Source organism: Ancylobacter vacuolatus (assembly GCF_030813595.1).
Lineage (GTDB): Bacteria > Pseudomonadota > Alphaproteobacteria > Rhizobiales > Xanthobacteraceae > Ancylobacter > Ancylobacter vacuolatus.
This window is the reverse complement of sequence record NZ_JAUSUH010000006.1, coordinates 151,334-164,446: the sequence shown is the minus strand read 5'-3', so window position 1 is coordinate 164,446 and position 13,113 is coordinate 151,334. Positions and strand designations below refer to the sequence as shown.

The window sequence follows — 13,113 nt, the reverse complement described above, 5'->3', positions numbered from 1 at the left end:
CCGACACGGGTTCGGCGCGAAACGGAGTTCGCCACCATGAAAAGCTCGATGATCGCCCTCACCTTCAGCGCCGTCACCGGCCTCGCCTTCACCACCACCGGCGCGCAGGCGCAGTCCGTCGCCGCCCTGCTCGACGGCAATCGCATCGTCCTCGTCGATGTGAAGGCCGCCAAGGCCGGCACGCCGATGACGGTCGCCGGCGAAGGCAAGCTCGTCGGCATCGATGTGCGCCCGGCCGACGGCATGCTCTACGGCCTGTTCGCCGACGGCACCGTCGTCACCATCGATCCGATGAGCGGCAAGGCGATGAAGAAGTCCACGCTCTCCACCATGCTGCCGGCCGGCTCCATGGCCACGGTCGACTTCAACCCGGTGGCCGACCGGCTGCGCGTCATCGGCAGCGACGGCACCAATCTGCGCGCCAATGTCGACGACGGCAAGGTGACGACGGACGGCGTGCTGAACTACGCCGAGGGCGACATGCACAAGGGCAAGCCCTCGAAGGTCGTCGCCGGCGCCTACACCAATTCGGTGAAGGGCGCGAAGGAGACCGCGCTCTACGACATCGACGCCACCGCCGGCACCCTGGTCAAGCAGGCTCCGCCCAATGATGGCGTGCTCAATTCCGTCGGCAAGCTCGGCGTCACCGGCGACACCTACGCCTTCGACATCGTCACCACCCCGGCCGGCGCCAATGAGGGCTGGCTGATGGCCGGCGACACGCTCTATGCGGTTGATCTGGCCACCGGCAAGGCCACCGCGGCTGGCAAGATCGCCGGGGTCGCGGGCGAGGTGCACGACATCGCCATCCTGCCGTCCATGTGAGCCCTTGCGGCGTGAGCCTTTCCGACACCTGCGAACCACGGAGAGGGCGGCGCGGCAACGCGCCGTCCTTTCCCGTTGCGCGCACGGTCGGAATGTCGCGTCCAGAGAATTGTCTGTCGCTTCCAGCAAAGTCAGCGTCGCGCTTCCGTCGAACAATTCCAGACGACAAGCGGGGCCGGGAACCCGCGCGAGGGAGAACAGACGATGCTGGATTCGACCGCCACGCCGCTGAAGGCGCTGCTGCGCCGCCGCAAGCCGGGCTACAGCCTGGAGGCGCCGTTCTACACCAGCCCCGAGATCTTCGCGGCCGACATGGACGTGATCTTCGGCCATCACTGGCTGTTCGTCGGCGTCGACCCCGATATTCCCGAGCCGGGCGACGCCATGACGCTCGCGATCGGCAAGGCCAGCATCTTCCTGGTGCGCGACGATGATGGCGAGGTCCGCGCCTTCCACAATGTGTGCCGCCATCGCGGCGCGCCGATCGTGCACGACTACAAGACCACGGTCGGCAACCTGGTCTGCCGCTATCATTCCTGGACCTATGGCCTCGACGGCAAGCTGCTCGCCGCCTCGCATATGGGCGAAGGCTTCGATGCCTCCTGCCATGGCCTGAAGCCGGTGCATGTGCGCTCGCTGGAAGGACTGCTGTTCGTGTGCCTGGCCGACGAGCCGCCGGAAGATTTCGAGGTGATGGCGGCGAAGATGGCGCCCTATCTCGCCCCGCACGATTTGAAGAACGCCAAGGTCGCCTTCGAGAAGGACATCATCGAGCCCGGCAACTGGAAGCTCACCATGGAGAACAACCGCGAGTGCTATCACTGCGCGGGCAACCATCCCGAGCTGACCGTGCCGCTCTTCGCCTATGGCTTCGGCTTCGCCCCCGAGGAGCTCGACGAGCATGAGCGCAAGGAGGCCGAGGACTACGACAAGCTGCTCAAGAACAGCCATAAGGAATGGGAAAGCTGCGGCTTCCCCTCCACCCTGATGGAGCATCTCGACGATATGGCGACCGGCTTCCGCACCGAGCGCCTGCCACTGGCCGGCGACGGCGAGAGCCACACCAACGACACCAAGGCCGCGTGCAAGAAGCTGCTCGGCCACATCAACGACCCCAAGCACGGCGCGCTGCATTTCTGGACCCAGCCCAATAGCTGGCACCACTTCATGTCCGACCATGCGGTGGTGTTCTCGGTGCTGCCGCTGGATGCCGAGCGCTCGCTGCTGCGCACCAAATGGCTGGTGCACAAGGACGCGGTGGAAGGTGTCGACTACACGATCGAGAACCTCACCGGCGTGTGGGACGCCACCAACGACCAGGATTCGGAACTGGTCGGCTATTGCCAGGACGGCGCCCGCAGCCCGGCCTATGAGCCCGGCCCGTACTCCCCGCACACCGAGATGCTCGTGGACAAGTTCTGCAACTGGTACATCAACCGGATGACCGCGCATCTGGGGCGGTGACGGCGGGCAGACGCCTGAATGTCCTCTCATCCTCTCCCCGTTGGGGAGAGGTGGCCCGCGAAGCGGGTCGGTGAGGGGTTACGGGACGGCCCAAGCGTAGCCCCCTCCCCCCACCCCTCTCCCCGTCGGGGAGAGGGCGCATGGCTGATCCGCCGGGACAGTCGCTCATAATCGGAACCCGCCCCCATGCACGCGCCCACCCCCACCGTCCTGCCAGACCCCGCCGCGCTGCGCCTGACCGGCGCGCTGGCCGAGTGGAACCCGGAGGCCGACGACGCGCTCACCGTCCTCGCCATCCGCGAGGAGACGGCGGACGTAAGGACCTTCGTGCTGGCGCCGCAGCAGCCGTGCCTGTTCCGCTACCAGCCCGGCCAGTTCCTCACTTTGGAGCTGGAGATCGGCGGCGAGACGATCAATCGCTGCTACACCATCGCTTCGGCGCCGACACGCCCGCACACCATCGCCATCACGGTGAAGCGCGTGCCGGGCGGGCCGGTGTCGAACCATCTGCATGACCACATCAAGGTCGGCTCCACCCTGCGCGCCGTCGGCCCGATGGGCGAGTTCTCCTGCTTCCTGCAGGGCACCCCCTCCCCCGCGCCGAAATATCTGTTCCTGTCGGGCGGCAGCGGCATCACCCCTTTGATGTCGATGGCCCGCACCTTCCACGACCTCGGCACGTCGCGCGACATCGTCTTCGTCCACGCCGCCCGCTCGCCGGCCGACATCATCTTCCGCGAGGAGCTGGAGCTGATGGCGCGCAACCAGCCGGGCGCCTTCCGCTTCGCCCCGGTCTGCGAGGCCGACAGCCCGCGCGCGCCGTGGCAGGGCCTGCGCGGCCGGGTCAGCCTTGGCGTGCTTGAACATGTCGCACCCGACTATGCCGAGCGCGAAATCTTCGTCTGCGGCCCGGCGCCGTTCATGAAGGCGGTGCGCGAGTTGCTGAAGGGCGCCGGCTTCGACATGTCCCGCCACCATGAGGAAAGCTTCGACTTCGCCGAACTGGCCCGGGCCGAGCCTGACGTGGCGGCGGAAGTGGTGTCGGCCGAGCTGCTGCAGGCGGTGCCGGAGGCGCTGGAGGCGCCGGTCGTCACCTACACCGTCGAGTTCGCCAAGCAGAAGCGCAGCATCGAGTGCCGCTCCGACATGTTCGTGCTGGACGCCGCCCGCCGCGCCGGGGTGCGCCTGCCGTCTTCCTGCTCCAAGGGCCTGTGCGGCACCTGCAAGTCGAAGCTCATCGAGGGCACGGTCGAGATGAAGCATGGCGGCGGCATCCGCCAGCGCGAGATCGACGCCGGCATGGCGCTGCTGTGCTGCTCCAAGCCGACCAGCAATCTTGTGGTGGATCGCTGAGCGGTCGCCGCCCGCACAGACAGTAAAACGTCATCCCGGAAGGGCCGCAGGCCCTGTCCGGGATCGTCACGTTCGTCGGGGGGCGATCCCGGCTCGAAGCCTCCGGCTCCGTCCGGGATGACGGCCTGCCGAGGAAAGCCTCAGCGCCAGAAGTCGAGCGCGCCGTTCACCGCCTGCTTCATGCCGTCATAGGCCCGGTTGGTGCCCTCGACGGTGCGGTCGACGATTTCACTCGCGGTGGGGATCGGCGGCAGGCCGAGAAAGCCTTCCTTGGGCTCCTCCACCCGCGCGACAACCGGTGCCGGCGGCACGATAACCGGAGCGGCCGCCAGATCACGCGGCACGCCGACCGGCGAAGCCGCAGCGGCCGGTTCAGGCTGCCCGCCGACGACCAGCGGCGCTTCCGCGTGAGTCACCATCGGGTCGCGGCTGTCGCAACGGGCGCCGCACTGGTCGAAGCGCTCCACCCCGGCCGGCAGCGAGGCCACCGTGATATCGCTGGACAGTGGCGCCTCGCCTGTCGTCACGTGCGGGGCGACCGCCTTGGCGGCGGCCTTCTGCGGCGGCTTGTAGACCGCGCCGGGCTCGATGGCGCGGATCATGGTGGGAATGTCCAGCTGGTCGCCCTTCTCGGTCGGCTCCTCGGCGAGATCGACCGGCTGAGCCACCAGCCGGGCCAGCGTCTTCACGCTCTCCTGCGCCTGCAGCGCGCCGGCCTCGTCCGCCTTGCCACGGGCATAGCCATTGCTCTCGGCGATCACATAGGTGCCGGCGGCGATGGCAAGCGCGAAGCCCACCGGCAGCATGATGCGGCCGGGTAGCCAGGACTGGAAGGTGGAGCGCGAATGCATCATCGGCCGCATGGAAGGAATCCCCCGTTATCTCGTCGCATTTCTCCCTGTTTTGGCGACCATTTTGCGGCATGATTGGCGCCGGCCGGTGACGAAGCCGAGGTAATCCTGCGCGCCGCTTTCCGAACATCATCCCCAGCAACATTGGGCAAGCTATTCCCCGGGTGCCTCCGACGTGCGCGACACCGCCTCCCTCACCCGCATCGGCTTCCTCACTTTGCCGAACCATTCGATGATCGCCTGCGCCAACGCGCTGGAAGCGCTGCGCATGGCCAATTACGTGACCGAGGGCGAGCTTTATTCCTGGCGCATTCTCACCATCGACGGCACGCCGGCGGTGGCCAGCAATGGCCTGAGCCTGTCGCCCACGCACGCCTTGGCCGAGGCCGGCCCGCTCGACCTGCTGCTGGTGTGCGGCGGCATTGATGTGCGCCACGCCGCCACCCCCGCCATCGCCGACGCGCTGCGCCGCCTCGCCCGGCGCGGCGTCGCGCTGGGCGCGCTGTGCACCGGCAGCTTCGTCCTCGCCGAGGCCGGGCTGCTCGATTTCTACCGCTGCGCCGTGCATTGGGAAAACCTGCCGGCGCTGCGCGAGGAATTCCCCCGCATCGACTTCGTCGAGGAGGCCTTCGCCATTGACCGCGACCGGCTCACCTGCACCGGCGGCGTGGCGCCGCTGGAAATGATGCTCACTTTGATCGAGGCCAAGGGCGGCCGCGCCCTGGCCGACAAGGTGTCGGAGCAGTTCATCGTCGACCGCGCCCCGCGCCGGGCGGAGAAGGTGGCCGCCCGCCCGCGCCCGCTGCTGCCCGACCCGACACTGGCCCGCGCGGTGCGGCTGATGGAGGCCGCCATCGAGCAGCCGCTCGGGGTCTCCGGCATCGCCAACCGGCTCGGCGTGTCCGCCCGCCAGCTGGAGCGGCTGTTCCAGCGCCATCTCGGCGTCGCCCCGGCGGCCTATCAGCTGCGGCTGCGGCTGGAGCGGGCGCGCGAATTGCTGCGCCTCTCGCCGCTGCCGGTCACCGATGTCGGGCTGGCCTGCGGCTTCCAGTCGGCGGCGCATTTCTCCACGGCCTATGCCCGCCATTTCGGCCGTCCGCCCAGCCGCGAGCGGCGCGAGGCGGTGCCGCCCGCGCCAGCGCGCCCAAACGCCTGAGCATGCCGCACGCACTTCTCCGCTCTGGCGCCGGCCCGATCGTGGTATTAATTACACAGGCCTGTTGCCCCTCCCCCCTGAACGCGGCCCCCGCCGCGTGCGGTCCTGACTGCGCCGGATGAATGCGCCGATGAATGCGCCGATGAATGCGCCCGTGAACCCGACCGGCTATCGCAAGCTGGCCGCCCGTTACAGCGACCTGACGTCCGGCATGCTGGCGCCCGAGCGCACGCCGCTCGCCGATGCCTGGCTCGGTCTGCCGATGACCTTCGTCGCCGGCGCCACCAATGCCGGCGGCTTGCTGGCGGTGGGCCAGTACACCTCGCACATGTCAGGCATCATCTCCTCCGCCGCCGACCAGGCGGTGCTGGGCGCCATGGACCTCGTTTTCGCCGCCGCCGGCGCGCTCACCGCCTTCGTCGTGGGCGCCGCAACCTCGGCGCTGCTGGTGAACTGGGGCCGGCTGCATGTCGCCGGGCGCGAATATTCGCTGCCCCTGACGCTGGAAGCGCTGCTGCTGCTGGCCTTCGCCGCGATCGGCCCCTTTACCCGCACCTCCGGCCTCATGCTCGGCCTCGCCGTGGCGGTGCTGTGCTTCATCATGGGGCTGCAGAACGCCACCGTGACCAAGATGTCGGGCGCCAAGATCCGCACCACCCACATGACCGGCGTCGTCACCGATATCGGCATCGAGCTGGGCAAGCTGCTTTATTCCAACCGCCGCCGGCGCGGCGTCAGCGGGCCGCTGGTGCTGGCCGACCGGGAAAAGCTGAAACTTTTGAGCTATTTCCTCGCCGCCTTCTTCGGTGGCGGCGTCGTCGGCGCGGTCGGGTTCAACTATGTCGGTTTCGTCTTCGCGGTGCCGCTGGCGCTGCTGGTGCTGGCGCTGGCCGGCCCCTCGGCGCTGCGCATCCTGCTGCGCTGAGCGGCTCGGTCGCAACGCTACCGGCGCGATGGCGCAAATCTTCTGTCCGGCATAGGCGCATGCGACCTATCGTGTCAGGACGGGTTTAGAATGCGTAGGCGAAGGAGCGCGCCGACCATCATGATCGCCAATGCCGAGGCACTTCTCAAACCCTTGACCATCAAGGGCCTCACCATCCGCAACCGGGTGATGTCGACCTCCCATGCGCCGGGCTATGGCAAGGACGGCAAGCCGCAGGAGCGCTACCAGCTCTACCACATGGAAAAGGCCAAGGGCGGCATCGGGCTCACCATGTTCGGCGGCTCCTCCTCGGTGGCGATCGACAGCCCCGCCGCGCCGTGGAACCAGATTTCCGTCACCGATGACAGCGTCATCCCCTATTTCCAGCAATTTGCCGAGCGCGTGCACGCGCACGGCGCCAAGCTGATGATCCAGCTCACCCATATGGGCCGGCGCACGAAGTGGGACACGGAGAACTGGCTGCCCACCCTCTCCGCCTCGGTGCGGCGCGAGCCGGCCTCGCGCACCATTCCCCGCGCGATGGACAAGCACGACATTCGCCGCGTGGTGAAGGCCTTCGCCGATGCCGCCCGCCGCTGCAAGGAGGGCGGGCTGGATGGCTGCGAGATTTCCGCCGCCCATGGCCATCTGGTCGACCAGTTCTGGTCGCCTTCCGTCAACCAGCGCACCGATGAGTATGGCGGCAGCCTGGAAAACCGCATGCGCTTCGGCAAGGAAGTGCTCACCGCCATGCGCGAGGCCACTGGCGACGACTATGTCATCGGCATGCGGATGTCCGGCGACGAGCTGATCGCCGACGGGCTGAACCATGAGGACTGCGTCGCCATCGCCACGGAATATGCGCGGGCGGGCCTGGTCGACTTCCTCAATGTGGTCGGCGGGCAGGCGCGGGACGAGATGTCCCATGCGCTGTCGCTGCCCAACATGTCGTTTCCCGTCGCGCCCTTCCTCTATCTGCCGAGCGCCATCAAGCGCGAGGTGGACGTCGCGGTGTTCCACGCCCAGCGCGTGACGGATCTGGCCACCGGCGCCCGCGCCGTCGCCGAAGGCCATGTCGACATGATCGCCATGACCCGCGCCCACATTGCCGATCCGCACCTCGTCAAGAAGCTGATGGAAGGCCGCGACGACGACATCCGCCAATGCGTCGGCGCCGGCTACTGCATCGACCGCATCTATGTCGGCGGCGACGCGCTGTGTTTGCAGAACGCGGCGACGGGGCGCGAGGCGACCATGCCGCACGTCATCCCCAAGGCGGAGGTGGCGCGCAAGGTGGTGGTGGTCGGCGCTGGCCCGGCCGGGTTGGAAGCCGCCCGCGTCTGCGCCGAGCGCGGCCACTCCGTGGTGCTGTTCGAGAAGGAGGCCGTCGTCGGCGGCCAGGTCAACATCGCCGCCAAGGCCACCTGGCGCGAGGCGCTGTCCGGCATTCCGCGCTGGCTTTACGGACAGGTCCAGAAGAAGGGCGTCGACATCCGCCTCGGCCGCGCAGCCACGCCGGAAGACATCGCCGCCGAAGCGCCTGACGTGGTGATCATGGCGACCGGCGGCGTGCCCAATCTCGGCCATGCCAAGGGGCACGAGCACGCCGTCTCCACCTGGGACATCCTCACCGGCCGGGTCGAGCCCACCGGCTCGGTGCTGCTGTTCGACGAGATCGGCGGCCACAACGCCGCCTCCACCGCCGAGGCGCTGGCGAAGAAGGGCTGCCTGGTCGAGATGGTGACGCATGATGTGCAGATCGCGCAGGAGGTCGGCACCACCAACAAGCCGGTGCATCTGCGCGAGCTTTACAAGCTCGGCGTGGTCATGACCCCCAATACCGAGCTGATCGAGATCTACCCCGAGGGCAACCGCCTCATCGCCGCCCTGCGCAACACCATGACCGAGGCGGAGGAGGAGCGCGTGGTCGACCGCGTCGTGGTCGATTACGGCACGCTCCCGGTCGATGCCTTGTTCGAGGCGCTGCGCGGCGCCTCGGTCAATGATGGCGAGACCGATCTCGACGCCCTCATCGAAGGCCGCGCGCCGCGCTGGACCGGCCAGAAGGGCTTCGCGCTCTACCGCGTCGGCGACGCCTGGACCGGGCGCAACATCCACGCCGCGCTCTACGATTCGCTCCGGCTCTGCAAGGATCTGTGAGGGCGATCATGAGCACCGTCATCCTGAGGTGCGAGCGGAGCGAGCCTCGAAGGATGGGCCTTCACCCCCGTCATCCCGGCCGGAGCCCACAGGGCGTAGAGCCGGGATCGCACGCAGGAGAGGCATCTGTCGGCACGCGATCCCGGCGCGGCCTGCGGCCGTCCGGGATGACGGCGCCGGACAGACTGACCGTCCTGACGGCGCCCGGCCGCCCCTGCCCCCCTCACCCCACCCTCTCCCCCACGGGGAGAGGGCTTCCGCGCCCATGCCGTTTTTCCTCGCCTCATCCGCTGGCGCGCCCTCTTCACCTCTCCCCGACGGGGAGAGGTCGGCCCGAAGGGCCGGGTGAGGGGCAGCGGCGTCCCCCCCGCGAGGTCCGCCGATGACTGACCTCGCTTTCCTCCTCTCCCTCACCGTCCTCGCCATGGTCCTCCTCGCCGGCGCTCTCGCCATGCGCCGTGCGGGCCTGTGGCGCATCGGCCGCGCGGCGAAGGTGGACTGGACGGCGGGGCTCATCGCCTTGCCGAAGCGCTACCTCGTCGATGTCCACCATGTGGTGGGGCGCGATCGTTACGCCGCGCGCATGCACGCACTGGCCGCCGGCGGGCTGCTGGCCGGCTCGGGCCTCGCCCTGCTCGGGCTCATCCCCGCGCTCGGCGATATCAGGCTGTTCTGGTGGCTCACCGCGCTCGCCTTCGCCGCCGCCTTCGCCGGCGGGGCGATGGTCGGGCGGCGGCGGCTGCCGGTGAAGCCGGCGCGGCTTTCCGGCGGGCGCTTCCAGATCCTGCCCTTGCTGCTCGCCGCCTATAGCGGCGGCGGCTTCCTCGTCGCGCTCGACGCCTCGCTCGGTGGCGCGCTGTGGCCGCTCGGCCTGCTCGGCCTTGCGCTGGCGGCGGTCGGCGGCCTCGGCCTCGCATGGCAGATCGACCGTGGCCCGATGCGCCACGCCTTTGCCGGCGCCGCCCACCTCGTCGCCCATCCCCGCCCCGGGCGGTTCAATGGCGAGCGCGCCACCGCGCTGGCCGCGCTCGACCTCGACGCGCCCCGGCTCGGCGTCGCCCTGCCGGAGGATTTCGCCTTCAACCGGCTGATCGGCTTCGATGCCTGCATCCAGTGCGGGCGCTGTGAGGTGGCCTGCCCCGCCTTCGCCGCCGGCCAGCCGCTGAACCCGAAGCGGCTGATCCAGGACCTCGCCGCCAGCCTGCAGCCCGGCGCCACCAACGCGGCCTATGCCGGCAGCCCCTACCCGAACGCGCGGCCCGTGGCCGGGGTTGGCGGGCCGGGCCTGCCGATCGTCGGCGCAGGGGCGATGATCCATCCGGACACGCTGTGGTCCTGCACCACCTGCCGCGCCTGCGTCGAGGAATGCCCGATGATGATCGAGCATGTCGACGCCATCCTCGATCTGCGCCGTTTCCAGACGCTGGAGCTCGGGGCCGTGCCGGCCCGGGCCGCCGCGCCGCTGATGGAGCTGCGCTATGCCGACGAGCCGGGCGGGCGCCCGCTCACATCCCGCACCGATTTCGCCGCCGGCCTCACTTTGCCGCTGATCGCCGCGAAGGGCGAGGCGGAGGTGCTGCTCTGGCTCGGCGAAGGCGCCTATGAGCTGCGCTATGGCCGCACGCTGCGCGCGCTCGTCACCCTGCTGCACAAGGCGAAGGTCGATTTCGCCGTGCTTGGCGAAGAGGAGCGCGATTGCGGCGACCTCGCCCGCCGGCTCGGCGACGAGGCCAGCTTCCAGCGCCTCGCCCGCGCCAATATCGACACGCTGTCGCGCTATCGCTTCGCCCGCATCCTCACCGCCGACCCGCACGCTCTGCATGCCTTGCGCAACGAATATCGCGACTTCGGCGGCGCCTATGAGGTGGTGCACCACACCGCCTTCCTCGACGAGCTGGCGGCGGCGGGGCGGCTCGCTTTCGGCGCGCTGGACGAGGCGCGTGTCACCTATCACGACCCCTGCTATCTCGGCCGCTACAATGGCGAGGTGGAGGCGCCGCGCCGCCTGCTCGACCGGCTCGGCATCGCGCGGCTGGAGATGGAACGTTCCGGCAAGCGCTCCATGTGCTGCGGCGGCGGCGGCGGCGCGCCGGTCTCCGACATCGAGGGCGAGCGGCGCATTCCTGACATCCGCATGGCGCAGGCGAGCGCCACCGGCGCCGGCATTGTCGCGGTCGCCTGCCCGCAATGTTCCGCCATGCTGGAAGGCGTCACCGGCGAGCGCCCGGCGGTGCACGATATCGCCGAGCTGGTGCTGATGGCGGTGGAGAAGGCCGGCCCCACGCCCGCACGGTCGGCGCAGGTGCCGGCATGAGCCGCCCGCGCAAGGACCCACGCGCGGCACGCGCCGCCCATCTTGTCGCCGGCGGCGCCCGGCCGCGCTTCGATCTCGCGGCGATGCCCGCCACCACCGGCCGCCTGCGCCGTGATCCCCGCGCGGAGGAACGCCTCGCCCTCGTGCCCGGCACGCTGCGCCGCCGGCTGGACCGCGCCCAGCGCGTGGCCGTGGTCTCGGCCGCGCCAAACGCCCTCGCCGCGCCGGTGGACGCCGCGCCGCGCCTCGTGGTGATCGCGCAGCCGGCCTATCTCGTCGCCGTGGTGCCGGATGCGCCGGGCGGGCGGCTCTCCGCCCATGATCGCCAGCTGTTCGGCGCGGCGCGGATGCTGGCGGATGAAGGCGGCGGGGCGGTGCTGGCCTTTGTCGAGCAGCCGGGCGAGGAACTCGGCCAAGCGGGGGCTGACCGCGTGCTGGCGCTGCCCGTCTCCGGCTACGATCCCGAAGCCAAGGCGCTGGCGCTCCACGCCGCGCTCGCCGCGCTCGATCTGCGCCATGTGCTGTTCCCGGAAAGCGCTGACGGCGGCGATCTCGCCCGCCGGCTGGCGGCCCTTTCGGGCGAGCCCTTCTTCGCCGGCACGGAGAGCCTCAGCCCCAAGGCCGTGACCCGCGCCGCGCGCGGCCGGCGGGTGGAACAGCGCCGCATCCCGCCGCGCCTGATCAGCCTCGCGCCGGATGCCGTCGCCCCGCATGCGGGGACGCTGCACGAGGCGCTGCCGGTGGAGTTCTCCTTCCCGCAGCCGACCAGCGGCGCCCTTCTCTCCGCGCAGTTCATCCCCGCCGACCCGGCGAAAGTGTCGCTGGCGGAGGCCGATTTCGTCGTCTCCGCCGGCAATGGGGTGAGTGATCTCAACGCCTTCCGCGCGCTGGCGGCGGTCCTCGGCGCCACGCCCGGCGCCAGCCGCATGCTGTGCGATGCCGGGCTGATGCCGCGCGCCGCTCAGGTCGGCGCCTCCGGCACGGTGCTGGACGCACGGGTCTATTTCGCCCTCGGCATTGCCGGCGCGCCGCAGCATCTGCAGGGCGTGGCGAAATGCGAGCAGGTGATCGCCGTCAACACCGACCTGCACGCCGCGATGATCGAACGCGCCGGCCTCGCCATCGTGGCGGACGCGCAGAAGGTGATGCCGGCGCTGCTGGCGCTGCTACAACAGGAGCGCGCATCATGAAAATCGCGGTTCTGCTCTCTGCCGGCCGGCATAGCGTGTCCGGCCGCCCCGCCCCGGTGCCGGTGGAGCTTCAGGCGCTGCGGCTCGCCGTCGATCTCGCCGCCCAATGCGGCGGCCAATCCGGTGGCGACGTCACCGGCCTGCATGCCGGGCCGGAGCTCGGCCCGCTCACTGACGCGCTCGGCCATGGCCTCGCCCATCTCATCCATCTGCGCGGCGAGGGTACGGCGGACCCCGCCCCCGCCCTTGCCACCGCTCTGGCGGCGGGCGGCTATGATCTCATCCTCGCCGGCCGCGCCGGACAGGGTGGCTGGGATGCCGGCCTGCTGCCCTACACGCTGGCGCGCGCGCTCGGCCTGCCAATTATCGCCGATGCCGCCGGGCTGGCGCCGGGCGAGGCGCCGGGCACGCTCGGCGTCGAGCAGGCGCTGGCGCGCGGCGCCCGGCGGCGTCTGGTGGTGAGGCTGCCAGCGCTCGTCACCGTCCACTCCGCCGCCCCGGCGCCGCTGCCCTTCGCCTTTGCCGGAATGCGGCGGGGACGGGTGGAAACCCGCGAGGCGCCGCCCGCTCCCGCCCCCGCGCCTGATGTAGAGGAACGCGCCTATCGCCCGCGCCCGAAGCTCATCGCCAAGGCGGCGACCGGGGCGAGCGCACTGGAGCGGCTGCGCGCCGCCACCGAGGCCGCGAGCGGCGGCGGCCGCCTGCTGGTCGATCCCGCCCCGGAAGAGGCGGCGCGGGAGATTCTGGCGCATCTGCGCGCGCTCGGCCTGCCGGCGGGGCGCTGAGGCGCCGCTGTCAGGCGATTGCCAGCGGACAGCGGCAAAGTTTGCGCTGGCGTGCCGCGCGTTTCCACATGCATTTGCCACGAAGAGAAG

The 13,113-nt window shown here is 70.2% G+C and carries 10 protein-coding genes; 9 read left to right on the top strand and 1 reads right to left on the bottom strand.

Features of this window, described 5'->3' with window-relative positions; translation table 11 throughout:
• The first annotated feature begins 36 nt into the window (after positions 1–36).
• From J2S76_RS14780 to J2S76_RS14770, 3 genes are all read left to right on the top strand, one after another.
• Complete coding sequence (locus J2S76_RS14780) at positions 37–825, top strand: DUF4394 domain-containing protein (protein ID WP_307061426.1); 789 nt, start codon at positions 37–39, stop codon at positions 823–825.
• Positions 826–1,029: 204 nt separating this feature from the next.
• Positions 1,030–2,289, top strand: a complete 1,260-nt coding sequence (locus tag J2S76_RS14775; protein WP_307061424.1) for an aromatic ring-hydroxylating oxygenase subunit alpha — start codon at positions 1,030–1,032, stop codon at positions 2,287–2,289.
• 186 nt (positions 2,290–2,475) lie between these two features.
• A complete protein-coding gene (locus J2S76_RS14770) occupies positions 2,476–3,642 on the top strand; it encodes an FAD-binding oxidoreductase (RefSeq protein ID WP_307061421.1) in 1,167 nt (388 codons plus the stop codon).
• Positions 3,643–3,782: 140 nt separating this feature from the next.
• Here the strand turns inward: J2S76_RS14770 and J2S76_RS14765 are convergent, their stop codons facing one another.
• Positions 3,783–4,505 (bottom strand): hypothetical protein, encoded by a 723-nt coding sequence (locus tag J2S76_RS14765; protein ID WP_307061419.1) that lies wholly within the window; start codon positions 4,503–4,505, stop codon positions 3,783–3,785.
• 163 nt (positions 4,506–4,668) lie between these two features.
• On the opposite strand from J2S76_RS14765, the gene J2S76_RS14760 reads away from it, so the two are divergent.
• From J2S76_RS14760 to J2S76_RS14735, 6 genes are all read left to right on the top strand, one after another.
• Complete coding sequence (locus J2S76_RS14760; protein ID WP_307061418.1) at positions 4,669–5,649, top strand: GlxA family transcriptional regulator; 981 nt, start codon at positions 4,669–4,671, stop codon at positions 5,647–5,649.
• Positions 5,650–5,791: 142 nt separating this feature from the next.
• The gene (locus J2S76_RS14755; protein WP_307061415.1) at positions 5,792–6,574 is read left to right on the top strand and encodes a YoaK family protein; all 783 of its coding nucleotides are present in this window, start codon (positions 5,792–5,794) and stop codon (positions 6,572–6,574) included.
• A gap of 120 nt (positions 6,575–6,694) precedes the next feature.
• Positions 6,695–8,734 carry an NADH:flavin oxidoreductase gene (locus J2S76_RS14750; protein WP_307061576.1) on the top strand — a complete coding sequence of 680 codons (2,040 nt, stop codon included), beginning with the start codon at positions 6,695–6,697 and terminating at the stop codon, positions 8,732–8,734.
• Between the two features lie 382 nt (positions 8,735–9,116).
• The gene (locus tag J2S76_RS14745) at positions 9,117–11,048 is read left to right on the top strand and encodes a DUF3483 domain-containing protein (protein WP_307061413.1); all 1,932 of its coding nucleotides are present in this window, start codon (positions 9,117–9,119) and stop codon (positions 11,046–11,048) included.
• Complete coding sequence (locus J2S76_RS14740; RefSeq protein ID WP_307061411.1) at positions 11,045–12,238, top strand: electron transfer flavoprotein subunit alpha/FixB family protein; 1,194 nt, start codon at positions 11,045–11,047, stop codon at positions 12,236–12,238. The genes J2S76_RS14745 and J2S76_RS14740 overlap by 4 nt, the downstream gene beginning before the upstream one ends.
• A complete protein-coding gene (locus J2S76_RS14735) occupies positions 12,235–13,023 on the top strand; it encodes an electron transfer flavoprotein subunit beta (RefSeq protein ID WP_307061409.1) in 789 nt (262 codons plus the stop codon). Before J2S76_RS14740 ends, J2S76_RS14735 begins: the two co-directional genes overlap by 4 nt.
• The last annotated feature ends 90 nt before the right edge of the window (positions 13,024–13,113 follow it).